Source organism: Sunxiuqinia sp. A32 (genome assembly GCF_052690465.1).
Window position 1 is genome coordinate 126,737 of the sequence record NZ_JBQYLI010000002.1, and the last position, 22,003, is coordinate 148,739.

The following is a 22,003-nucleotide window of genomic DNA, read 5'->3' on the forward strand; positions in this document are numbered from 1 at the left end:
CTATATTGTAGAAGTATCTTCAAATGCGTACGTATTTTTTTCAATAATAATCATGCCATCAAGGATAAAACAAAAAATGCAGCCACAATTACAGGTTCAATGACAAATGAGCATGAATATTGCTTAAATTATCTGTTATCTATTAATTTTGGCCCATGAATTTCATGCAATGGAAAAAATAAACTCAACATGTTTTGTTTGTGGAAAAGAAGTTGATCCAAAAACAACATCAAAAAATTTAATGGTAAACTTGCCTATTTGCAAAGAATGCAAAGGTTCCGATAAGGAAAAAGTTAAAGTTGATGAACTATTGGAAGGAATGGCAGATGGATTTGTTTGCGGATGTATTTAAATAATACAAAAAGTAAAAAGTCGTTTCTGGGGGGGAAACGACTTTTTGATGCTGTTTAATTATTAAAATAACCAGTAAACGTTACTAGTTTAACAGGTGCTTGTAACTAGGATTTACCAAGTCTGGCAAATAAGAAGCAATTAAACCTAATGCAAAATCATCATCAACACTATTGGGAGTGATAATTTTTTGCTTTGCCAATTCTTCGGCATTGATTACACTGCTTGTAAATTCGTAAGGAACAGTACTCTGTGAGTAGCTAACATTGCGGGCTCCAAATCCATTTTTCCCTGAAACATATGCGACCTCAAAATGATCAGCTTTCACTAAATAGGTTCTGCCATGTTTTGTTTCGCATAATGTAATTACAATAGGAGATTCATTTGCATCGTATGATAAAACCCACGCTTTATCAGCTTTTACATCTAGATTCTGCACTGCTACCGGACTAATTTCGTATTCATCGAACACACGGTCGTCTGAAACCGCACTTGCTGTAAGAGTTACAACTGCTAATGCAAAAATTGCGATTCCCTGGATAATTCTTTTTTTCATGACTTAAGCTTTAATAGTTTACTTTTTCTGTTTTCTAATTGTTTTCTAAAATGGAGGCTTTAATTTCTTTTATACCATTCTAAATAAAGAACCTTGTTTTACCTAATAGACGATGATAATTACAAGAAATTACACCTCATAAACCCCAATAATGGGACTTATCGATGAACGACGAATTTCTTTGGGTAAACACAATAAATACGTCTACAAATACAAGTAAAAAAAATACAGAAAAGGGATGTCAATTTGTTTATCAGGTAATTAACCAGGAAGATTTAGACTTTTCAAATAATTTTCCAGACGATCCATTCCTTCTTTCAAATTCTCCAACGAGTTTGCGTATGAAAAACGAAGGAATCCCTCACCACCAGGTCCGAAGTCAATTCCGGGGGTCACTCCCACTTTTGCTTTTTTCAAAATATCAAAAGCAAGTTCATACGAATTATTTGAAAGATGTGTGGCATTCACAAATATATAGAACGCTCCTGTTGGTTCCTTACGGATGGTAAAACCAAGTTGTCGAAGTCGTGCAATAAGATATTTTCGTCTATCATTATAAATGCTTCGCATTTTTTCCACATCCTCAGTTGCACTATTAAGCGCGGCAATACCGGCACGCTGAGCCAATGAACTGGCACAAATAAAAAGGTTCTGCTGAAGTTTCTGCATTGGCCTTACATATTGCTTTGGAGCTATTACATACCCAAGACGCAAGCCCGTCATTGCATACAATTTTGAAAAGCCATTCAACACAAAAGCATCTTTATTAAACTCCAGTATAGAATGGGCAGTATCCTCATAAACTAACCCATGATATATTTCATCAGAAATAAGTTGAACAGGAAGTTCAGCAAGTGATTTTAATGTTTCTACAGTCAACAAATTCCCACTGGGATTCATTGGACTATTAATAATCAATGCTTTTGTTTTGTCTGTTATTTTATCAAAAATAGCCTCTGGATGAATCTGGAAACCATCTACTTCAGACACTGGAACTCGCACAATATTTGCACCAATGTAACGGATGAAATTTGGATAACATGCATATCCGGGATCAGAAATGATCACTTCATCACCGGCAGAACAAAGAACAGAAAGTGTGAGCAAAATTGCCGGACTGCTTCCTGAAGTTGCAATAACCTGATCGGGATCGACTTCAACTCCATACTTTGCTTTATACTGCAGACAAATTTGCTCCCGCAATTCAGGATCGCCAAGACTGTGTGTATAATGAGTTCGACCTTCCTTTAGCGCTTCCAAAGTTGCTTCGTGAATGCATTGGGGAACATCAAAATCTGGTTCTCCAACTTCCATATGAATAACATTGAAACCTGCCTTTTCCATTTCAGCAGCTTTTTCAAGCACTTCCATTACAATGAATGGAGAAATATCCTTCAGTCTTGATGAGGTCATTTGATTCTCGGTTTGATGTCGAATTTAATCAAGTTTAACGCATAAAACAAAGCAATATCTCAGTTTATTATTGTCAAAAAATCAAATCAAGTAAAAGAAAAAGTAAGCGAAAATCTAGTATGGGAAAAGTGGATTGTTTTGATTACTGATACTAAAACTTCCTCCTATTTTAACTTTATCGGAAACTTTGTATTGAAGAAACATGGAAGCTCCGCGAATACTCATATCCTTAATATTGGGGTTTAATGGTAAAGGATTAAATATTGAATTTGCAGAAAAACTATTACCACCAAGTATAAGCTTATCATTTAGTTTATAATGAGCTTGATTGGTTAAAGAGAATGAATCGATAAATGGAGAAAAAACGGGCAATGAATTAGTAAGACTTAATGTGGAAAACGATTTGAATTGAGAGAAATCGATCACTAATGGCGTTGTTGGTTTGTAATTTGAAATGCCCGGACTTGCCTCATCAAGCCGCAAAGCTCCAAAGATTGAATTCGGGCTAAAATTAAATAACTCCCTATAAATGAAATCATATTCAGGTTTTACAGTACTTACCTGAACTGAATCATTTTGGGCATAGCCACATAAAACAACCAAGCTTAAAACCAAACCAGTAGTGATCGATTTTATCATCTTACAATAACTTTATTCCCAAACTGACAACAAACATATTATTTTTTGTATCCTGAAAAACTTCGCTACTGTTTTCCATTCTCACATCGAGCGAAAGAAACAAAAAGTCTGCGCCCACACCATACTGCCATCCAAAGAAATTATCCTTAATATCATCTGGATCAATGCTAAAACCACTTCCATCAACATTTTTATCAGTGATAAAGGACATTAGCGGGCCGGCATTTGCACGTAAGTTAAAAGGACCTTTGTCAATCACTTTTACTCCAAGTAATATAGGAACATCAACAGTTTTAAAATCAAAATTTTTAACCACAGTACCACTGGTAACTTCCTTCAAATCTCCACCTTTTGAATTAAAATATGCTTCGGGCTGAATATAGATTTTACCCAGGTTTAAACGAAGAAAAGCACCTGCTAAAAAGTTATTGATACTCCCTTCATTAAATTGATCAGAATCAATGGAAAGTTTGGAACTATTATAACCAGCTTTGATACCTAAATTAATAGGAGACTGTGCACTTACAACTGTAACAGCTGCAGATAAAAACAATAATAATGCAATTTTTTTCATGACTTAGCTCATTTGGTTGGTAATAATAACGAATTCAAATTACAAAAATTATTGGCAATAAAACAATAATAAATTACGTGACGAATATTTAAAGAATCAAATCACAAGCCTCCGGTGGCATCCAATGCTTATCTTTTCCTTCCCATTTTACATTGCACCCAATCGGGTTAGTTACAGGCACAGATATAGTTTTTCCACTTGTCAATTCATCCAATGCCCTGTCCAAATCATTGACTGTTATGCGCGAGGCATCTTTCGGACTATCAACAGCTCTTCCTGTGTACACCAGCTTTCGGTCCTCGTCAAACACATAAAAATGCGGAGTACGCAATGCACCATAATCTTCTGCTGTTTTCTGACTTTCATCTCTTAGGTAAATCCACGGAAAACGATGTTCATTCATTCGATCTACCATATGCTCAAAGTCGTCTTCCTGATAAGTATTTTCGCTATTGGGGTTTATTGCAATAAATTGCACCCCCTTTGATTTAAATTTTGTCGCAGTTTCACGGGTTATTTCATCGCTGCCAATAACATACGGACAATGGTTGCAGGTAAAAAAAATGACCAAATATTTAGAATTATTGAAATCACTCAATTTATAATTTCTTCCATCTGTTGCGGGAAGGTTAAAGTCGATTGCTCTCTCTCCTATCTCAAGTGTAAATGCCATATTATAAAAGTTTTATATTCATTTGGTATAAACAAGAAAGCTTTATACTTGTTTGTTTATTGAAGTATATCAGTAGATCAATAAATAGTGGAATCACCTCATAAAGTGTGCTTTGTATAACTTTTTTTCATAAAAAGCAGTACAAGCATTTGGAAATAATAAAAAAAATGCTCTAGTTTACATCTCTAATTAAATGTCTAATTTTTCGTTATTAAAGTATTGTTTTTTAAGTTTTTAGGAATTATTACAAAATGAAATCAAAGAAAGACTCAAAAAAAGTTTTCAAGCGTTCAGATATAGAGAAAAACGACATCGACAGCCAAAAAGCGAAAAGTGTTAAGAAAGATAAAGGTTCGAAACGAAGATTGTCTATTTATGATGATTTTGAAGATGAATCTTTTGATGACAATTATGATCTTAGTAAGATCGATGATTACGACGAAGATTAGTCTTCCGATTGGAATTGCGACAATTCGCTAATTCACCACATTTATTGGCTTCCCATTCATAAATGCTTTCAAATTTGAAACAGCAATGTTCATCAACCGTTGCCTGGCTTCCAAGGTTGCCCATGCAATGTGTGGTGTAATGTAGCAATTCTTAGCAGTTATCAATGGATTGTCTGGCTTGGGTGGCTCTTGCGAGAGCACATCTAACCCAGCGGCTGCAATTTTGCCACTGTTTAAGGCATCTGCAAGATCTTGTTCATTTATTAATGGGCCGCGACCAGAGTTAATTAGAATAGCTGTGGGCTTCATTATTGATAGGCTCGACCTATTAATAAATTCCTTATTTTCATTGGTTAGCGGGCAGTTTATACTGACAATATCTGCACCTTTAAGCAACACGTCTATGTCAACTTGCTTGTAACCATCGGGTAAGTCTTTCTTTACGGATCTATTCTGAAAAATAATTTTCATACCAAATGCCTTAGCCAACTCAGCTACTCGTTGGCCAATTTTTCCAAACCCAATGATTCCTATAGTTTTGCCTGCTAATTCCATTTGGGTTGTCGACCAATATGAAAAATCAATGCTTTTAGACCATTCTCCTTGTGAAACCTGTTCTGCATGAAAACTTACACGATGTGTAATATTTAAAATATGAGCGAAAACCATTTGAGCTACTGAATCAGTGCTATACGCGGGAATATTGGTCACCACAATGCCCAACTGTCTTGCCAGCTCCAAATCAACTACATTATAACCGGTTGCCAATACACCTATATACTTTAGCTTTGAGCAAGCATCAAGAACATCTTTATCAATAATTACTTTATTTGTGAAAATAATCTCGGCATCCCCAATTCTACTAATCGTATCTTCTGCTTTTGTTCTATCATAAATCGCACAATCGCCAAGATTCTTTAAATCATCCCAATTCAAATCACCTGGATTTAGCGTGTATCCATCTAAAACAACAATCTTCATAACTTTATAATTTGACATGAAATTAAGTAAACAGCAGACATAAAAAAACTGCTCCCAAATCTGAAAGCAGCCAATATAAAGAGTTACAATTTATAATTCTAATAATATCGATTCTAAATTTTTCCCTTCAGTCAATAGCAATGTAGGATTTTCAATCAACTCTTTCACTTTCACCAAAAAGCCAACAGAATCTTTCCCGTCAATAATGCGATGGTCGTATGATAATGCCACATACATCATTGGACGTATTTCAACTCTTCCATTCACGGCCACCGGACGATCAACAATATTATGCATCCCTAAAATAGCAGATTGTGGCGGATTAATTATTGGTGTTGAAAGTAAGGACCCAAAAGTTCCTCCATTCGTAATGGTAAAAGTTCCACCCGTTAACTCCTCTACAGAAATCTTTTTACTGCGAGCTTTCTCTGCTAATTCCTTAATCTCCAATTCTATTGCTGGTACTGATTTACTTTCGGCATTTCTTACAATCGGAACCATCAATCCTTTTGGAGTTTGAACAGCAATGCCAACATCAACAAATTCAGGTTGAATGATTTCTTCACCATCTAACATTGAATTGACTGCAGGATGAAAATTCATAGCAGTCGCCACCGCTTTGGTGAAAAATGACATAAAACCCAATTTGAAACCATGCGTCTCGATGAATTGATTTTGATATTGCTTCCGCATACTCATTACAGGGCTCATATCAATTTCATTAAAAGTAGTAAGCATAGCCGTTTCATTCTTCACCGCGACTAAGCGTTGGCTCAGTTTTCTACGAAGCATGCTCATTTTCTCCCGATTTTCTTCTCGTGAGAATGTAGCTTTTGAAGCTTCTGCAAGCACACCACTTCCTTTTGGAGCTTCCAAAACGGCTTCAACGTCTTTCTTTGAAATCCGCTTGAGCCCATTAATTATATCGTCGACAGAAAGATTATTTTCTTCCATCATTTTCTTCGCAACGGCAGTGGTTTTCACATGCTCATGATCAACACTTGCTTTCTCAGGTTTTACTAAAGGCACTTCCTTTTTAATATCAGAATCAGCTATCGAAGGGCTCTTCGCATTTTCTCTGACAACTTCTTCTTTTTTAGCACCAGTTTCTGCAGGTTGTTTTTCCGTATCAATTGTGCAGGCTACACTTCCAACTTCAACTGTATCACCTTCCTCTAATTTCAATGAAACCTGGCCAGCTTCGTCAGCCACTAAAGTCAAGGTTGCTTTGTCCGATTCTATTTCTGCAATCTCCTGATCTTTTTCCACAATATCCCCGTCTTCAACCAACCATTTACCAAGCTCAACTTCAGTAATTGATTCCCCGGGTGTAGGTACTTTTATTTCGATGATCATATTTGGTTTTTTATTTTTTGTTAAGCTAATACTTTTTCATTAAAGATAGATTGAAGCAATTTTTCTAATCGCAAATTATGCTGTTTCATCAATCCTCCTGCCGGACTGCCACTTTCAGACCGAGCCACAACTTCAAAAGGAATGTCACTCAGTTTTCTGGAAATAAATGGCCATGCCCCCATATTTTCGGGTTCATCTTGTGCCCAGACTATTCTTTCAGCCTTTTTATATTTCTTTAAAATAAATTGGATTTGCTTTTTCGGTAATGGATATAATTGTTCTACCCGCACGATAGCTGTTGAATTATCACCAACATCTACTCTCTTTTTAATCAAGTCATAATAGAGTCGTCCTGATGTAAAAACCAGCTGTTTTACACTAGCAGGAGTCACTCGATTATCATCAATAACTTCCCGAAAATGCTCCTCAGCAAGTTCTTCTAACGTACAACTAACCAATGGGTGTCTCAGCAAACTTTTCGGTGTAAATACAATCAATGGAAGCCGTACTTCCCATTTGAGATGCCTGCGCAATAAATGGAACATATTAGCGGGCGTAGTTGGAACAATGACCTGAATATTGCTATTTGCTGCCAGCGATAGAAAACGTTCGATTCGCGCACTGGAATGCTCTGGCCCCTGCCCTTCATAACCATGAGGAAGAAACAGAACCAGGTTATTCATTAATCCCCACTTCTCATCAGCCGAAGTAATATACTGGTCAATAATCACTTGAGCAACATTATTAAAATCGCCAAACTGAGCTTCCCATACAGTTAGCGCATTTGGTTGCGCCATTGCATAACCATATTCAAATCCCATTACCCCATATTCAGAAAGTAAAGAGTTGTATATATGAAATGGAGCCTGCGATTTCGAAATGTTCTTCAGCGGAAAATATTTCTCTGCAGCATCTTCAACAACAAAAGAGGCATGCCTGTGTGCAAAAGTTCCCCGTTCACTATCTTGACCACTAATTCGCACAGGATGGCCTTCTTCCAATAAGGTGCCATATGCCAATAATTCGGCCATAGCCCAATCCAAACGGTCATCCAGAATCATCATTCGTCTATCAGAAATAATCCTGTTTATTTTATTAAAAAACTTTTGATCTTCCGGGACATAGTTAATTTTAGCTGCAATCTCAATTAACTTTTCTCGAACAACTCCTGTTTTAATCGACTTTGAAAAATCAGTTTTTTGCGCAACTTGAAAGTCTTTATATTCTTCAATTAAGAACTTCTTAATTTTAAGTTTTTCGATCTTTTCAGATTCCTTATACTTAGAGGAAAGAAACTCGTCAAAAGTTTTAATTTCACTTTTTGTATCAACCTTCGAGAAAATTCCTTTTTCAACCAGTTTCTCCGCATAAATATCGCGTGGATTCTTATGTGATGAAATGGATTTATATAGTAAAGGTTGGGTAAAGCGGGGTTCATCCCCTTCATTATGCCCATATTTTCGATAGCAAAGAATATCTATAAAAACATCCGAGTGAAATTTCTGTCTAAACTCCATTGCCAGCTCAATCGTGTATATCATTGCTTCCACGTCATCCCCATTTACATGAAATACGGGAGAACGAGTCACTTTTGCAACATCGGTACAATAAGTACTTGAACGGGCATCCAGGTAATTAGTAGTAAAACCAACTTGATTATTAATCACCAAATGGATAGTTCCACCTGTTTTATAGCCATTTAACTGTGACATTTGAATCACCTCATAAACAACTCCCTGTGCAGCAATAGCAGCATCACCGTGTATAACAATTGGCGCTAACTTCCCATACTCTCCATCATACAACGATTCAATTCGGGAGCGTGACATCCCCTGCACAAGCGTAGAAACAGCCTCTAAATGAGATGGGTTTGGCATCAAACTTAGTTTGATTTTCTTCCCAGTATCTGAAGTCACTTCATTTTCAAATCCCAGGTGATACTTCACATCGCCCAAAGAAATATCTTCTTCATACTCGGTACCATAAAATTCCTTGAATATATATTCGTAAGGCTTTTTCATAATATTTGCCAGGACATTCAATCGTCCACGGTGAGCCATTCCAATCACAAATTCTTCAATTCCCAATTTCGCACCTTGTTCGATCACAGCATCCAATGCGGGAATCAACGTTTCAGCTCCTTCAAGAGAAAAACGTTTTTGCCCAACAAATTTTTTATGAATGAAATTTTCAAATCCAACAGCCAACTTAAGATGATAAAAGATATGCTTCCGGTCTTCAATGGTAAATTCCTGCGAATTTTTAGAGCTTTCCATTTTTTCCTGCAACCAATGAATCACATCAGGGTTACGCATAAAAACGTACTCAACTCCAATTGAATTACAATAAGTTGCTTCTAAGTGAGCAACAATATCTTTCAATTTTGCTGGTCCAATTCCGATATTGTTACCAGCTTGAAAAACAGTTTCAAGATCACTCTTTTGCAATCCGAAGTTTTCAATATCCAAGGTTGGAGAATATTGTCTGCGCGCGCGAACCGGGTTTGTTTTGGTAAACAAATGACCGCGCTGACGATACCCATGTATAAGGTTTAAAATAGCGAATTCTTTATCTATTTTACTTCCGTCAATTGCACTTTCAGTTGATTTAAAATTTGCACGCGCTAATTCAAAACCTTTAAAAAAGGCTCTCCAGCTCTCATCAAGATTTTCGGGATTTTTAAGATATTCCTGATAAAGTGACTCTACAACAGCAATTTCCTGATTGCCTACCTGCGAAAATTTGTCCATAGCATATTGGTCGGTTAATCCATTTTTTATGTTGAAATATCTAACAAATAGTTTATTTGAATGTTTATAAAAGCCTGCTGTTTCATTCAGTTTTATTGAATTATACTGGTTTTTTCAATTCTTCTTTAATTTTCTATTATATGGCAAGAACAAACCAGTTTATTTTATTTCATTTGACTGTGTATCTTTAGGCTCATTTTAAGTGCTTAATTTATTACATTATTGAATAAAATTATACGCAGTGAAAAAGTTATATAGCATACCATTAATCCTTCTACTAATAATTATTGTGTTTTACTTGTCTGGGCCAAAGCCTGACACACCACTAATGTCAAACGAACTTCCTTTGGTGGAGCTTTCAACAAACCAACTTGATTCGTTTTTGATAGAAAAAGAGATCAGCTTTCCAGTGAAGCCAGAAAATGAATCGGTTATTTTATGGAACAATGACAGTATACATCAACAAATGGAATATTGTGTCCTTTATTTGCACGGTTTTTCAGCATCTGGCTACGAAGGATTTCCAACCCACCATAATTTTGCAAATGAGTTTTCTGCGAATCTGTATGTTCCACGATTGGCTTCGCATGGATTGGCAGTGCCGGAACCATTATTGGACATGACTCCCGACCGACTTTATGAATCAGCAAAAGAAGCATTGGTAATTGCTCAGATTCTAGGGCAGAAAGTAATTATCGTGGGAACTTCTACCGGCGGAACACTTGCCTTAAAACTCGCTGCCGAGTTTCCAGTAAAAGTACATTCGTTAATCCTGCTTTCCCCAAATATTGAAATCAACAATCCTGCAGCCTTTTTATTATCAAAACCATGGGGATTGCAGATTGCCCGTAAAGTTACCGGAGGTAAATACCGATTCACCAATGATGATCTAAATGCTGATGAATGTAAATACTGGAATTGTTTCTATCGTTTAGAAGCAACTGTTTACCTGCAACAACTAATCGAGAGCACCATGTCGCCTGATATATTTGAGCGAGTAAAACAACCGCTATTTCTTGGTTATTATTATCAAGATGAAGAGCATCAGGATGATGTGGTAGTTGTTGATGCCATGCTAAAAATGTTTGATCAACTTGGAACTCCAGACGAGTTAAAAGAAAAACATGCTTTTAATGCAGGAACTCACGTAATTGGTTGTCAGATGTTTTCAAAAGTACAACCAGAGGTTGAACAGGCATGTATTGATTTTGCAAAGAACACTCTAAAAATGAAGTAATAATTCGGATTCTTAAATAATTAAATTTATAGTATTTACAATTCAACCTATTTCCTCGTACATTTGTTAGAAATACTGAACCACTAAAATCATTTACCATGAGCTCAATCAATTTTGATCGTAGGAAATTTTTAGCTGCATTATCATTAGGAACTGCTCATTTGCTATTTGGAAACGTTGTGTTGGCATCATGCAGTCGGGCTCGATCGATCGACCCACTTCAATTAGTTACACTCGGAAATTCGGGGATTAAAACGACATTGCTTGGGATAGGAACTGGAGTTCATGGCGGCAACAGATCTTCATTTTTAACACGGCAAGATCACAAAAAAAGCATTGCAACTATTAGACATGCCTATGAAAGAGGCATTCGATTCTTTGACTGTGCGGATACTTATGGAACCCACCCTTTGGTAAAGGAAGCTTTATCCGGAATGGATAGAGATAAAATAACACTTGGCTCAAAAATTTGGGAACGCTCTGGTGGAATTCCGGAAGATGAACGCCCAAATGCAGATATCGTAGTTGATCGTTTCAGGAAGGAACTGGACACGGAATATCTTGATCTGGTGCAGCTTCATTGCATGGTTGATTCAAAATGGACAGACGGTGAAAAGAGACAAATGGATATCATGGAAAATCTCAAAGCCAAAGGCATTATCCGTGCTCATGGTGTTTCAGTGCATTCTCTTGATGCCATGAAAGATGCACTCGAAAGCCCTTGGGTAGACGTAATTCACGTACGGATAAATCCATACGGAATAGCCATGGATAAACCTGATCCACAAGAAGTGGTTGAAGTGATCAACAAACTGCATGAGTCCGGCAAAGGAGTGATTGGAATGAAATTAATTGGCGATGGTAAATACCAGAATGACAGTGAAAAAATTGATAATGCACTTAGATTTGTACTTGGTCTCGGCTCTGTAGATATGATGATTGTTGGGTTCGAAGAAAGAGAGCAAATCGACAACTATATCAGCAGAATGGAGAATGCCTTAAAAGAAGTTTAAATAAAAATAGGTATCAAGAAAATCCCGTTTAAGCGGGATTTTCTTTTTGTAATATTTTGAAATAGCATACTATAAAACCTGACCAATCAAATCAAATTCCGTTGAATCTGAAATTTTAACTGAATAAAACTCTCCCACCTTAATCTGATCTGATTTATCTACCAATACTTCACCATCAACTTCTGGTGAATCAAATTCAGTACGCCCAACAAAAAAATCATTCTCTTCCCGATCAATCAACACTTTCAAAGTCTTACCCACCCTTTGTTGGTTGAGCTTTTCTGAAATACCTTGCTGCAATTCCATTAATTCAGCTGCACGTTCTTGCTTAAGATCCTCGGGGACATCATCATCATACATTTTAAAAGCGTAGGTATCGTCTTCATTTGAATAAGGAAAAACCCCAACTCGATCAAACTGAAATTCTGTAATAAATTCTTTCAATTCATCAAAATCCTCATTGGTCTCACCAGGGTGACCGACCAGAAAAGTCGTTCTCAAACCAATTCCAGGCACTTCTTCCCGAATTTTCCGTACCAGTGAAATTGTTTCTTCCTTGGTGATTTTTCGACGCATACGCCCTAGCATACTGTCTGAGATATGTTGCAGCGGAATATCCAGGTAATTCGCCACATTATCACGCTCTCTGATCACTTTCAGCAAGTCCAGTGGAAACTTCGAAGGATAGGCATAATGCAGCCTAATCCATTCCAATCCCTTGATATCTGCAAGCTTGTCTATCAATTCGGCCAATTTGCTTTCCCCATACATATCAATTCCATAGTATGACAAATCCTGTGCTATAATGAGCAATTCTTTCACACCACTCTCAACCAGTCCCTGTGCTTCTTCCAATAGACTTTCAATACTTCTAGACTTATGAATTCCTGTAAATTGAGGTATGGCACAAAACGAGCAATGGCGATTGCAGCCTTCGCTAATTTTCAAATAGGAAAAATGACTTGGGGTTGTTTTTAACCGATGATACATCTTCTTTTCAAAGAAGTTAGCATTCAAATCCTGAATGATTTGTTTATAATCAAATTTCCCATAGAACTTATCCACCTCAGGAATTTCCTTTTCCAAATCTTCTTTGTAGCGGGCAGACAAGCACCCCATCACCATCAATTTATCAATCTTTCCTTTTTTACGATCATCCACATAGCTTAAAATAGAATTGACTGATTCTTCCTTGGCATCCATTATGAAGCCACAAGTATTTAAAATAACAATGTCGGCATCATCATCCAAACTGTCATGAACAACCTCAAAACCATTTAAATCCAACTGATTTAAAAGCATTTCAGAATCAACCAGATTTTTTGAGCACCCTAATGTTGTTATATTGACTTTCCCTCTTTTCATTAATTGTAATTTTATTTTCACCCACTATAACAAGCAAAGCCGTTTGTGGTTTCTTCTAATTTCAACATCGTGTCGTGCTAAACCTTTTTCAGCACCTTGTATAAAAAACAGATCCCGAATCGTCAATTGACGGACGGGATAATATATTTCTACAATGAATATTGTTGCTTAAGAAAATAAGGAATCGATGAATTCCTTACGACGGAAAATCTGTAAATCTTCCATTCGTTCGCCAATTCCAATATACTTTACCGGAATTTTAAACTGATCAGAAATTCCAAGAACAACTCCACCTTTGGCAGTTCCATCTAACTTGGTAAGAGCCAATGACGTCACTTCCGTTGCTTTTGTAAATTGTTTCGCTTGTTCAAATGCATTTTGCCCTGTTGATCCATCTAAAATCAATAAAACTTCATGAGGAGCACCAGGCACTACTTTATTCATGACATTTTTGATTTTAGTAAGCTCGTTCATTAAGTTGATTTTATTGTGCAACCTACCCGCTGTATCAATAATCGCAACGTCAGCTCCATTAGCTTTGGCAGAGGCCAGGGTGTCATAAGCAACAGATGCAGGATCGGAACCCATGCTTTGTTTAACAATCGGTACATCTACCCGACCTGCCCAAATTTCAAGTTGATCGATCGCAGCAGCACGAAATGTATCTGCGGCACCTAGAACTACTTTTTTACCGGCTTTCTTAAAATTATATGCCAACTTTCCGATAGTCGTTGTTTTGCCAACCCCATTCACTCCTACCACCATTATCACGTATGGTTCGTCACTCTTAGGCAGATCAAAATCAGCAACATCTTCAGTATTATTTTCTTCGAGCATTTCGGCAATCTCATCCCGAAGAATACCATTAAGCTCACTCGTTCCTAAATATTTATCTTTTGAAACCCGAGCTTCAATTCTTTCGATAATTTTTATGGTTGTATCTACACCAACATCTGATGTAATCAGCACTTCCTCCAGGTTATCTAAAACTTCATCATCAACTTTTGTTTTACCAACAACCGCTCTACCAAGTTTTTTAAAAACGCTTTCCTTGGTTTTGCTCAAACCCTGTTCAAGACTATCTTTCTTTGATTTAGTAAATGATCCGAAAAGACCCATAATGTTCAAATTTTAGGACGCGCAATTTACAAAAAATAGACAATAAATAGTGCTATAAAACACTTATTTAGATAAAAAGAGCTGAATGGTTTTTTAGAGTTTTTGAACAGGACTAAAATACCTACCTTTTCAACTGTTTAATCTCATCTTTCACTTCAGCTAAAAGATTTGTAATGCTCCGAAGATCGGCTGTTCCCGGCTCCGGTAATTCAAAACTTAGAATGCCTTTAGCTTTCCATATTTCCACAACAGATGTTGTTGCAATTTCATAGGGAGTATATTCAGAATTATCTGACTTTAACAGAACATTCTTAACTTTTTTGAAAACACGCTTATACACCAAGCCTTCATCTAAGGTAATTAATACATATGTTTGACCATCTATAATATCCTGAGCATGTTCTACAAATTCGCAAAAAATGTAAGCTCCGGAATTAACCGGAAGCATGCTATCACCCTTTATCTGAAAAACCCGGTAGGTCCTTTCTTTCGACAATTCCGGAATTGGTATCGAAAAACGAGGCAGCTTCTCAATAAATTCAGGATCAGCTAAACCATTTAGATAACCAGCAGATGCCTTTACAGGAACAATCGGTATTCGTTCGTTATTATCCTGATCTACAAGAATTGGTAAAATCTGGAGGTCCTTTTTATACGTATTTTGATCTATCCCAGCGGAAAGATCATTTCCAATAATATCATCCACTGAGCGCGAAAAGACTTCAGCTAGCTTCTGCAGTACAAAAAGTTTCGGCGTAGCCCTACCCTCTTCATAGGCTCCAACGAGAGCTCTCTTTACGCCCAATTTATCAGCAAGGTGTTGCTGTGTCCACCCCCTGATCTTCCGTAAATATTTGATATTCTGTGATAAATATATCATTTCAACAAATCTATCTAATAATATTAGCAAATACTAATTTTATTAGTATTTTTAATTGTCAATACGATTTTTCCCAACTAATTGATTCCGAGATAAAGATAGAAAGCTATGAATGAAAAAGTCCAGGAAAAACTAAAAATATTAGCAGGTGCAGCAAAATACGATGTTTCTTGTGCCTCAAGTGGTAATAATCGCAGCAACACATCCGGAGGAATTGGAAATGCCGTTGCCTGTGGAATTTGCCATAGTTTTACCGATGACGGACGCTGTGTCAGCCTCTTTAAAATATTGATGACCAATCAATGCATCTATGATTGTGCTTATTGCATTAATCGCAGAAGCAATGATCGCCCACGGGCAACCTTCACCGTTCAGGAAATTGTTGACTTGACTATTAATTTTTATAGACGAAATTACATTGAAGGGCTTTTTCTTAGCTCGGGTGTCATAAAGAATCCTGACTATACCATGGAACGCTTAATGTTGGTTACCAAGAAACTTAGAACGGAAGAACGATATTATGGATACATTCATCTGAAAGCCATTCCTGGAGCCAGTCAGGAGCTAATCAGAGAAGCTGGCTTGTACGCAGACCGCCTGAGTGTAAATATCGAAATACCGACAGAGCAACAATTAAAAAGATTGGCTCCAGAGAAAGATTATTCAGGAGTTTTACAGCCAATGAACCAGATTGCTGAAGGAATTCAGCTTTACAAAGAGGAACGCAAGAAGTATCGTAAAGCTCAAATCTTCACACCTGCAGGCCAAAGTACACAGCTGATAGTTGGCGCCTCTCCAGAAAGTGACCGGCAAATATTGCAACTGTCTTCCAATTTCTACCATCAGCAACAACTAAAGCGAGTTTATTATTCCGGATATCTCCCAGTAAATGAATACGACAAACGTCTTCCAGCAATTCAATCGCCGCCATTGGTTCGTGAAAACAGGCTATATCAAAGTGATTGGCTGATGCGTTTTTACCACTTTGACGCTGACGAAATTTTAACTCCCAACCAGCCGTTTCTGGATCTCGAAATTGATCCGAAACTTGCTTATGCCATCCGTAATCTGCACCTTTTTCCCATCGACATTAATAAAGCGGATTACGAGATGATTCTACGAGTTCCGGGCATCGGTGTGCAATCTGCAAAAATGATTGTTGATGCCCGGAGGTTTCGTCGCCTGACAAGCTACCATCTAAAAAAGATTGGTGTCGTACTGAAAAGGGCACAATATTTTATCACCTGCAATGAGCTGCCTTCACACTTGAAATATTGGGAACCTGACCGGCTAAGACGCCATATTATTTCAGAAAGCTATTCCAAAAGAAAAAAGGTTGGCGACACACAACTCAGCTTATTCACCTATACACCTGCCCCAAAGAAAGCTTTACCCGAAATGCATTTTCAAAGATAAATTATGCCTATCCTCATATACGATAGCACATTTGAAGGTTTTCTAACAGTTGTTTTTGAATGTTATGCCCGGAAAATAATCCCGATTGATATACGAAAGGATCGTGATTTTCAAAATACACTTTTTGCTGAATGTTTAAACATACAAACTGATCAAAAAAAAGCAGAACGTGTATGGAATGGAGTGCAAAAGAAACTCCATCAGCGAAACAAAGATCTCCCTTTTGTTACTTTTTTATCAGAGGATGATGGCATTGAAATGAAGCTCTTCCGTTTTATAAAACGCGTGTTTGATTCTGAAAGGATGATAGACACTGACTATGGTGATCGTGATGTACTTGAATTAAGAAAGATAAAACGAAAGGTTATGCAGGAATCTATGAGAATGCTTCAGTTTGTGCGATTCCAGAAAACAAAAGATGGCTTGTATTTCTCGCCGATTGAACCGCAATACGACGTTCTCCCCTTTACGATAAAACATTTCAAGGATCGATTTGCCGACCAGCCCTGGCTGATCTATGATTTGAAGCGAGACTATGGAATTCATTACAATTTGAAAACAACCGAAGAAGTTGTTCTAACGGAAAAAACATTTTCAGAATTAAATGGAAAACTTGATGAGTTTCTTTTGCAAGAAGAGGAATTGAGCTATCAGACACTTTGGAAAAACTACTTTGACAGCATCAACATAAAAGAACGTAAAAACCTGAAACTTCAACGCCAACAGATGCCCCAGCGCTATTGGAAGTTTTTACCAGAGAAGGCGATGTTGTGATCCCCATTGATCTATAGTGTCGTCATCCGGAACTGGTTTCAGGATCTTTTTCTGGAATTAAAATGCGTTGATTTTTAGATTCCGAAACTAGTTCGGAATGACTTATCATGAAGAGCAAGTTCAGGGACATAAAAAAAGCAGATAACATAACTGCTATCCGCTTTTTTCTATGCAAAAATATCTTACTTTTTAAAATAGTCTTTAACCATTTCGTTAGGAACTACGCCTTCTTGAAATGTGTAAGCACCGGTTTTATCAGATTTGACCATTTTGATCACTTTTGAATAACCTTTACCGGCTCCTTTTTGTAATGATGCAACTGCTTTCTTAGCCATATCGTATATTATTTAATTTCTCTGTGAACAGTTACTTTTTTCAAAACTGAATTGTATTTTTTCAACTCCAAACGATCAGGAGTATTCTTCCTGTTCTTAGTTGAAATATACCTTGATGTTCCAGGTACACCGCTATCTTTATGCTCGGTGCATTCTAATATAACCTGAACTCTATTACCTTTCTTAGCCATTTTTTACGCTTTTAAATATTCGTTACGAGTCCTTTTTCCTTTGCTTCTTTTAAGGCTACGCTCAATCCTTTTTTATTGATTGTGCGGATGCCAGCAGCAGAAACAGTCAGTGAAATCCAACGATCTTCCTCTGGAAGATAGAATTTCTTCTTGAACAAGTTCGGTAAAAACCGACGCTTAGTCCTTCTTTTTGAGTGAGAAACATTATTTCCCACCATCATTTTTTTTCCGGTAACTTGACAAACTCTTGACATTGTCTTTATTTTTTATTCAGAATCACACGTTTTTCAAACAGATCGCAAAATAAGTACATTATTTTCAAAATATCAAATCATCGAACAAGTTTTTTCTTTAGATTTCAACAACTTAATGTTTATAACCTCGCTCTTTTAAACTTTTCCATCTACGGAATTTTAAAGTTGTACAACTTTTGATAAAATATTCTAGCAATCAAGGCAATATATTTCATTAGTTTCTGTCTTATAAAACAGGATACACATTCCCATATTAATCAAACAAATGTTCTTTATTAAAAATTCTTAAATAGCTTGAATTTTTCATTAAGATCGTGAACATCTGGACGCCTCAATAGTTATAGATGGTGCGAATAATAACAAATAATCTAAATTTTAAATATTTATGGACGAACAAATCAACCAAATGCCGAGAATTGGCGACATGGCTCCGGATTTTGAAGCCAACACAACGTATGGCCCATTAAAATTTTCTGAATACAATAAAGGAAGTTGGGTTATTCTATTTTCACATCCTGCCGATTTCACCCCTGTTTGTACAACAGAAATGAGTGGATTCGCGCTCAGAAGTGATGAATTCAAAGCGTTAAACACCAAATTAATTGGTTTAAGTATCGACAGTATTCATGCGCATGTTGCGTGGGTAAACAATGTTAAAAAGAACTCTGGCGTACTTTTTAATTTTCCTATTATTGCTGACATTGATATGAAAGTTTCCAAATTGTATGGAATGCTTCAGCCAAATGAAAGCCTAACAGCAGCTGTGCGTGCTGTATTTATTATTGATCCAACAGGTAAAGTACGATTGATTATGTACTATCCATTAAATGTGGGTCGTAATATGGACGAAATCGTTCGTACTCTAAAAGCCTTACAGACTTCTGACAAGCACGGAGTTGCCCTACCACTGAACTGGGTTCCTGGTGAAAAGGTTATTGTACCTCCACCAAAAACAGTTGAAGAAATGGAAGAAAGGGAAAAATCTGATTATGAAATGATGGATTTCTACCTGGCTAAGAAAGATTTATAGCAATTAAAATTACCACATAAAAAACAGGAGGCGCAATTCATTTACGTCTCCTGTTTTTTTTAATTAAAAGTCATTATTTTAGGGACAAAATAACCAATATGAACAATCGACAGGAAAAATATTATCCAACCATTCTGGGAGCAGCTCATTTGGTCATCTTGTATATTTTTATTCAAACGATTATTGATTTTCCATTGGCCATTTGGGATTATTACCATGGTACAGAATTTTTATACAACCCATTCAAAAAAATTGCACTGGGAGTTGGTTCTTTTGCTTTCATCTTGTTCTTTGCCTATCGAAAAGCAAAAACAAAGATCAGCACCTTAATTCCTGCTCGCTGGTTCAATCCACTTATTTTTATTCCAGTGATCCTTTTTTTATGGGCCGCACACATTTTCCTTGCAAAAATCAACATTGCCATTAATGAAGTGATTCCTCCGCCGGTGTGGTTTTGGGAACTTTTCAACAGAGTTTTTGAAAGTGATTATGGCATTTACGGCGCATTTTTGAAGATTGTGATTATCGCCCCTATTTTCGAAGAATTTATCTTCAGGGGAATCATTATGCATGGATTTATGCGTAACTACCCGAAAATCATTGCCATTTTTGTTTCTGCCCTATTCTTTGCTTTGTTCCATTTAAATCCGTGGCAGTTTCCGGCAACTTTTCTACTGGGTTTACTTTTGGGATGGGTAATGGTTATCACTCGAAATATTTTTGCCTGCATCATCGGACATTCAATTAACAACTTGATGGTGCTTCTGGAGATTGAATATGCTGATCGTATTAGCGAGTTTTCCATTTACCTGATTGATGAAAAATCCTTGCTATACCTAAGTTACCTCGTAGCTGGATTTAGTGTGGTTTTAATTGGAATATTGGCAACGCTCTCAAAGAGAAAAACTTAATCAAACTATAATGGACTACGTTTTAATTGGACTCGGAATACTATTTATTTTGCTCGGCATTGCTGGTGGTATAATCCCCATTCTTCCTGGTCCGCCCTTAAGTTATGTTGGTTTGTTGTTTCTGCATTTTACTGAAAAATATCAGTTTACCTCCAACTTTCTAATTCTTTGGGGAATAATTACCGTCGTGGTTTACGTATTGGATTACATTATTCCCGCCTGGGGAACCAAGAAATTCGGTGGAAGTCGCAGAGGTGTTTGGGGAAGTATTTTTGGTTTATTGATTGGGATATTCCTGTTTCCACCTCTGGGAATCATCATTGGCCCATTTGCTGGAGCAGTGATTGCTGAACTTTCCGGAGGGAAAGACCGCAAGGAGGCTATAAAAGCGGGCTTTGGTTCTTTCGTTGGATTCTTACTGGGAACCATGCTAAAACTTATTGTTTCCGGTATGATGGCCTGGTATTTCTTTGCTGAGATGGTGTAAAGGAGTTACGGGTTGCGGGTTAAAAATCGTGAGAACGAAGGGCGAACTCAATCAGATACAAGTAAAAAAAGAGAAGAGGAAAACTAGACAATGGATGCTGGACATCCACAATTTTAAACATTGTACATTGATCATTGAAAATTGCCCATTGACCATTTTTCTGTAGTCATTCCCTTTCTTAGTTCTCGTTTACTGGTGCTTACCACAATAATTCCATGGTACGATTTCATATTTGCAATAGCGAACTTATCAGGCAATCCTTTGCTGAATGATTTCCAATTATCAGCAGTAATATCCTTCCGATAAACACCATCCCATTGACCTGCAAAAACAAAATGATCATTTTCAATTACGTTGAAAGTATACAATTCCGAAGGCAAGCCCTTTTGAATATGCTGCCAATTCTGTCCTTTGTCAGTCGACGAAAGCAGCTCATTGTATATCATCGCGTAAATCGCTTGGTCGCCGGAACTAATATTATGCACGGAACAATTATCCAGAGTTTGTGTCCACTCATTTCTGTCTTTGGGAGATGTAAAAACACCTTGATTGGTGCCAATATAAATACTTTCATCAAAGGCAGTAATACCATTTACCTGCAGCGCATTGTTACCGTATTCTAAATTCCACGTTTTATCATTTTCATTATAGGAATATAGTCCGGCATTTGTTCCCGCATACAGGGAATTTTCAATTTCAAACAATCTTCGAATCGTCAAACTGGAAAGGCCGGCAGCTATTTGTGCCCATGACTTTCCTTTGTCATCAGTCGAAAAAACACCTCCCGACCTGGTTCCAACAAAGATCTGATCATGATAAAAGGCCATAGCTCCCAAATCGCTATCGATAATGCGCTTATCGGTGGGGACAGAAACCCAACGATTGTTTTCAAAATCATACAGAAAGACTCCCGCTTCTTTGGTAGCAATCCCCAGCGAGTTGTCTGAAACGGCTATTCCTCCCAATCCAACAGAAACAGTATCCGGTAGTCCGGCACTTTTGTTTTGCCAACTCAAGCCATTATCGTTGGAAAAATAAACAATCCCAGCCTTCTCTTCCAGATTTAAATTTAGAACAGCCTCCCGTTTATTAGTACCTTTCAACGCCGTTTCGGCTTTGTTTTTGGACTGCTCGCTACAAGAATAGGCAGTAACGATTAATAGTATGATGAATAAATTTCGCATTCAAGCTTTTAATTTTCAAACACAAACAGCATGCTCAAGTTTGCTTTAGATGATTTCAATTGATT

24 protein-coding genes are annotated in these 22,003 nt (G+C 37.1%); 9 read left to right on the plus strand and 15 right to left on the minus strand.

Features of this window, described 5'->3' with window-relative positions:
* The first annotated feature begins 169 nt into the window (after positions 1-169).
* On the plus strand, positions 170-352 hold the full coding sequence (locus ACUNWD_RS02455) for a hypothetical protein (protein ID WP_445586174.1): 183 nt from the start codon (positions 170-172) through the stop codon (positions 350-352).
* Between the two features lie 84 nt (positions 353-436).
* Here the strand turns inward: ACUNWD_RS02455 and ACUNWD_RS02460 are convergent, their stop codons facing one another.
* From ACUNWD_RS02460 to ACUNWD_RS02480, 5 genes are all read right to left on the minus strand, one after another.
* Positions 437-907 (minus strand): hypothetical protein, encoded by a 471-nt coding sequence (locus tag ACUNWD_RS02460; RefSeq protein ID WP_445586175.1) that lies wholly within the window; start codon positions 905-907, stop codon positions 437-439.
* 261 nt (positions 908-1,168) lie between these two features.
* The gene (locus ACUNWD_RS02465) at positions 1,169-2,320 is read right to left on the minus strand and encodes a pyridoxal phosphate-dependent aminotransferase (protein ID WP_445586176.1); all 1,152 of its coding nucleotides are present in this window, start codon (positions 2,318-2,320) and stop codon (positions 1,169-1,171) included.
* A 114-nt stretch (positions 2,321-2,434) separates the two neighbouring features.
* Complete coding sequence (locus ACUNWD_RS02470; RefSeq protein WP_445586177.1) at positions 2,435-2,959, minus strand: hypothetical protein; 525 nt, start codon at positions 2,957-2,959, stop codon at positions 2,435-2,437.
* A 1-nt stretch (position 2,960) separates the two neighbouring features.
* Entirely contained in the window at positions 2,961-3,533 is a 573-nt protein-coding gene (locus tag ACUNWD_RS02475; RefSeq protein WP_445586178.1) for a porin family protein, read from the minus strand.
* A gap of 88 nt (positions 3,534-3,621) precedes the next feature.
* Positions 3,622-4,206, minus strand: coding sequence for a thioredoxin family protein (locus tag ACUNWD_RS02480; protein WP_445586179.1), 585 nt, complete (start codon positions 4,204-4,206; stop codon positions 3,622-3,624).
* Between the two features lie 251 nt (positions 4,207-4,457).
* Here ACUNWD_RS02480 and ACUNWD_RS02485 point away from each other — a divergent pair, with 251 nt between their 5' ends.
* The gene (locus ACUNWD_RS02485) at positions 4,458-4,655 is read left to right on the plus strand and encodes a hypothetical protein (protein ID WP_445586180.1); all 198 of its coding nucleotides are present in this window, start codon (positions 4,458-4,460) and stop codon (positions 4,653-4,655) included.
* A gap of 27 nt (positions 4,656-4,682) precedes the next feature.
* Here ACUNWD_RS02485 and ACUNWD_RS02490 read toward each other — a convergent pair whose 3' ends face one another.
* The 3 genes from ACUNWD_RS02490 to ACUNWD_RS02500 form a co-directional block, all read right to left on the minus strand.
* A complete protein-coding gene (locus ACUNWD_RS02490; protein ID WP_445586181.1) occupies positions 4,683-5,636 on the minus strand; it encodes a D-2-hydroxyacid dehydrogenase in 954 nt (317 codons plus the stop codon).
* A gap of 90 nt (positions 5,637-5,726) precedes the next feature.
* Positions 5,727-6,992 carry a 2-oxoglutarate dehydrogenase complex dihydrolipoyllysine-residue succinyltransferase gene (gene odhB / locus ACUNWD_RS02495; protein ID WP_445586182.1) on the minus strand — a complete coding sequence of 422 codons (1,266 nt, stop codon included), beginning with the start codon at positions 6,990-6,992 and terminating at the stop codon, positions 5,727-5,729.
* A 20-nt stretch (positions 6,993-7,012) separates the two neighbouring features.
* Positions 7,013-9,742 (minus strand): 2-oxoglutarate dehydrogenase E1 component, encoded by a 2,730-nt coding sequence (locus tag ACUNWD_RS02500; protein WP_445586183.1) that lies wholly within the window; start codon positions 9,740-9,742, stop codon positions 7,013-7,015.
* A 241-nt stretch (positions 9,743-9,983) separates the two neighbouring features.
* Here ACUNWD_RS02500 and ACUNWD_RS02505 point away from each other — a divergent pair, with 241 nt between their 5' ends.
* Both ACUNWD_RS02505 and ACUNWD_RS02510 read left to right on the plus strand, forming a co-directional pair.
* A complete protein-coding gene (locus ACUNWD_RS02505; RefSeq protein WP_445586184.1) occupies positions 9,984-10,979 on the plus strand; it encodes an alpha/beta hydrolase in 996 nt (331 codons plus the stop codon).
* Between the two features lie 98 nt (positions 10,980-11,077).
* On the plus strand, positions 11,078-11,992 hold the full coding sequence (locus ACUNWD_RS02510; protein ID WP_445586185.1) for an aldo/keto reductase: 915 nt from the start codon (positions 11,078-11,080) through the stop codon (positions 11,990-11,992).
* 69 nt (positions 11,993-12,061) lie between these two features.
* Here ACUNWD_RS02510 and rimO read toward each other — a convergent pair whose 3' ends face one another.
* The 3 genes from rimO to ACUNWD_RS02525 all read right to left on the minus strand — a co-directional run bounded on the left by rimO (position 12,062) and on the right by ACUNWD_RS02525 (position 15,356).
* Entirely contained in the window at positions 12,062-13,357 is a 1,296-nt protein-coding gene (rimO, locus tag ACUNWD_RS02515; protein ID WP_445586186.1) for a 30S ribosomal protein S12 methylthiotransferase RimO, read from the minus strand.
* A gap of 168 nt (positions 13,358-13,525) precedes the next feature.
* Positions 13,526-14,476 carry a signal recognition particle-docking protein FtsY gene (gene ftsY, locus ACUNWD_RS02520; RefSeq protein ID WP_445586187.1) on the minus strand — a complete coding sequence of 317 codons (951 nt, stop codon included), beginning with the start codon at positions 14,474-14,476 and terminating at the stop codon, positions 13,526-13,528.
* Between the two features lie 121 nt (positions 14,477-14,597).
* Positions 14,598-15,356: a helix-turn-helix domain-containing protein gene (locus ACUNWD_RS02525; protein WP_445586188.1), complete on the minus strand. Its 759-nt coding sequence runs from the start codon at positions 15,354-15,356 to the stop codon at positions 14,598-14,600.
* Positions 15,357-15,464: 108 nt separating this feature from the next.
* On the opposite strand from ACUNWD_RS02525, the gene ACUNWD_RS02530 reads away from it, so the two are divergent.
* Together ACUNWD_RS02530 and ACUNWD_RS02535 are read left to right on the plus strand one after the other, a co-directional pair.
* Positions 15,465-16,772 carry a putative DNA modification/repair radical SAM protein gene (locus tag ACUNWD_RS02530; RefSeq protein ID WP_445586189.1) on the plus strand — a complete coding sequence of 436 codons (1,308 nt, stop codon included), beginning with the start codon at positions 15,465-15,467 and terminating at the stop codon, positions 16,770-16,772.
* Between the two features lie 3 nt (positions 16,773-16,775).
* Entirely contained in the window at positions 16,776-17,546 is a 771-nt protein-coding gene (locus tag ACUNWD_RS02535) for a TIGR03915 family putative DNA repair protein (protein WP_445586190.1), read from the plus strand.
* A 182-nt stretch (positions 17,547-17,728) separates the two neighbouring features.
* On the opposite strand, the gene ACUNWD_RS02540 is transcribed toward ACUNWD_RS02535, so the two are convergent.
* From ACUNWD_RS02540 to rpmB, 3 genes are read right to left on the minus strand one after another with little or no spacing between them, the layout of a single operon-like run.
* Complete coding sequence (locus ACUNWD_RS02540) at positions 17,729-17,881, minus strand: DUF4295 domain-containing protein (protein WP_445586191.1); 153 nt, start codon at positions 17,879-17,881, stop codon at positions 17,729-17,731.
* A gap of 8 nt (positions 17,882-17,889) precedes the next feature.
* Entirely contained in the window at positions 17,890-18,072 is a 183-nt protein-coding gene (gene rpmG / locus ACUNWD_RS02545) for a 50S ribosomal protein L33 (RefSeq protein ID WP_445586192.1), read from the minus strand.
* A gap of 11 nt (positions 18,073-18,083) precedes the next feature.
* A complete protein-coding gene (rpmB, locus tag ACUNWD_RS02550) occupies positions 18,084-18,326 on the minus strand; it encodes a 50S ribosomal protein L28 (RefSeq protein WP_445586193.1) in 243 nt (80 codons plus the stop codon).
* Positions 18,327-18,711: 385 nt separating this feature from the next.
* Between rpmB and ACUNWD_RS02555 the strand changes: the two genes are divergently transcribed.
* The 3 genes from ACUNWD_RS02555 (at position 18,712) to ACUNWD_RS02565 (ending at position 20,754) form a co-directional block, all read left to right on the plus strand.
* Positions 18,712-19,356, plus strand: a complete 645-nt coding sequence (locus tag ACUNWD_RS02555) for a peroxiredoxin (RefSeq protein WP_445586194.1) — start codon at positions 18,712-18,714, stop codon at positions 19,354-19,356.
* A gap of 98 nt (positions 19,357-19,454) precedes the next feature.
* A complete protein-coding gene (locus ACUNWD_RS02560) occupies positions 19,455-20,267 on the plus strand; it encodes a lysostaphin resistance A-like protein (protein ID WP_445586195.1) in 813 nt (270 codons plus the stop codon).
* Positions 20,268-20,277: 10 nt separating this feature from the next.
* Complete coding sequence (locus ACUNWD_RS02565) at positions 20,278-20,754, plus strand: DUF456 domain-containing protein (RefSeq protein ID WP_445586196.1); 477 nt, start codon at positions 20,278-20,280, stop codon at positions 20,752-20,754.
* 131 nt (positions 20,755-20,885) lie between these two features.
* Here the strand turns inward: ACUNWD_RS02565 and ACUNWD_RS02570 are convergent, their stop codons facing one another.
* A complete protein-coding gene (locus tag ACUNWD_RS02570) occupies positions 20,886-21,938 on the minus strand; it encodes a WD40/YVTN/BNR-like repeat-containing protein (RefSeq protein WP_445586197.1) in 1,053 nt (350 codons plus the stop codon).
* Positions 21,939-22,003: the final 65 nt, after the last annotated feature.

Bases quoted from the DNA above. Each gene is read 5' to 3' on its own strand.
- ACUNWD_RS02530 (WP_445586189.1), top strand. From the start codon at position 15,465: ATGAATGAAAAAGTCCAGGAAAAACTAAAAATATTAGCAGGTGCAGCA.
- ACUNWD_RS02535 (WP_445586190.1), top strand. From the start codon at position 16,776: ATGCCTATCCTCATATACGATAGCACATTTGAAGGTTTTCTAACAGTT.
- rpmB (WP_445586193.1), bottom strand. From the start codon at position 18,326: ATGTCAAGAGTTTGTCAAGTTACCGGAAAAAAAATGATGGTGGGAAAT.
- ACUNWD_RS02555 (WP_445586194.1), top strand. From the start codon at position 18,712: ATGGACGAACAAATCAACCAAATGCCGAGAATTGGCGACATGGCTCCG.
- ACUNWD_RS02455 (WP_445586174.1), top strand. From the start codon at position 170: ATGGAAAAAATAAACTCAACATGTTTTGTTTGTGGAAAAGAAGTTGAT.
- ACUNWD_RS02460 (WP_445586175.1), bottom strand. From the start codon at position 907: ATGAAAAAAAGAATTATCCAGGGAATCGCAATTTTTGCATTAGCAGTT.
- ACUNWD_RS02475 (WP_445586178.1), bottom strand. From the start codon at position 3,533: ATGAAAAAAATTGCATTATTATTGTTTTTATCTGCAGCTGTTACAGTT.
- ACUNWD_RS02485 (WP_445586180.1), top strand. From the start codon at position 4,458: ATGAAATCAAAGAAAGACTCAAAAAAAGTTTTCAAGCGTTCAGATATA.
- ACUNWD_RS02490 (WP_445586181.1), bottom strand. From the start codon at position 5,636: ATGAAGATTGTTGTTTTAGATGGATACACGCTAAATCCAGGTGATTTG.
- ACUNWD_RS02570 (WP_445586197.1), bottom strand. From the start codon at position 21,938: ATGCGAAATTTATTCATCATACTATTAATCGTTACTGCCTATTCTTGT.
- ACUNWD_RS02525 (WP_445586188.1), bottom strand. From the start codon at position 15,356: ATGATATATTTATCACAGAATATCAAATATTTACGGAAGATCAGGGGG.
- ACUNWD_RS02470 (WP_445586177.1), bottom strand. From the start codon at position 2,959: ATGATAAAATCGATCACTACTGGTTTGGTTTTAAGCTTGGTTGTTTTA.
- ACUNWD_RS02540 (WP_445586191.1), bottom strand. From the start codon at position 17,881: ATGGCTAAGAAAGCAGTTGCATCATTACAAAAAGGAGCCGGTAAAGGT.
- rimO (WP_445586186.1), bottom strand. From the start codon at position 13,357: ATGAAAAGAGGGAAAGTCAATATAACAACATTAGGGTGCTCAAAAAAT.
- ACUNWD_RS02480 (WP_445586179.1), bottom strand. From the start codon at position 4,206: ATGGCATTTACACTTGAGATAGGAGAGAGAGCAATCGACTTTAACCTT.
- ftsY (WP_445586187.1), bottom strand. From the start codon at position 14,476: ATGGGTCTTTTCGGATCATTTACTAAATCAAAGAAAGATAGTCTTGAA.
- ACUNWD_RS02565 (WP_445586196.1), top strand. From the start codon at position 20,278: ATGGACTACGTTTTAATTGGACTCGGAATACTATTTATTTTGCTCGGC.
- ACUNWD_RS02465 (WP_445586176.1), bottom strand. From the start codon at position 2,320: ATGACCTCATCAAGACTGAAGGATATTTCTCCATTCATTGTAATGGAA.
- ACUNWD_RS02500 (WP_445586183.1), bottom strand. From the start codon at position 9,742: ATGGACAAATTTTCGCAGGTAGGCAATCAGGAAATTGCTGTTGTAGAG.
- rpmG (WP_445586192.1), bottom strand. From the start codon at position 18,072: ATGGCTAAGAAAGGTAATAGAGTTCAGGTTATATTAGAATGCACCGAG.
- odhB (WP_445586182.1), bottom strand. From the start codon at position 6,992: ATGATCATCGAAATAAAAGTACCTACACCCGGGGAATCAATTACTGAA.
- ACUNWD_RS02560 (WP_445586195.1), top strand. From the start codon at position 19,455: ATGAACAATCGACAGGAAAAATATTATCCAACCATTCTGGGAGCAGCT.
- ACUNWD_RS02510 (WP_445586185.1), top strand. From the start codon at position 11,078: ATGAGCTCAATCAATTTTGATCGTAGGAAATTTTTAGCTGCATTATCA.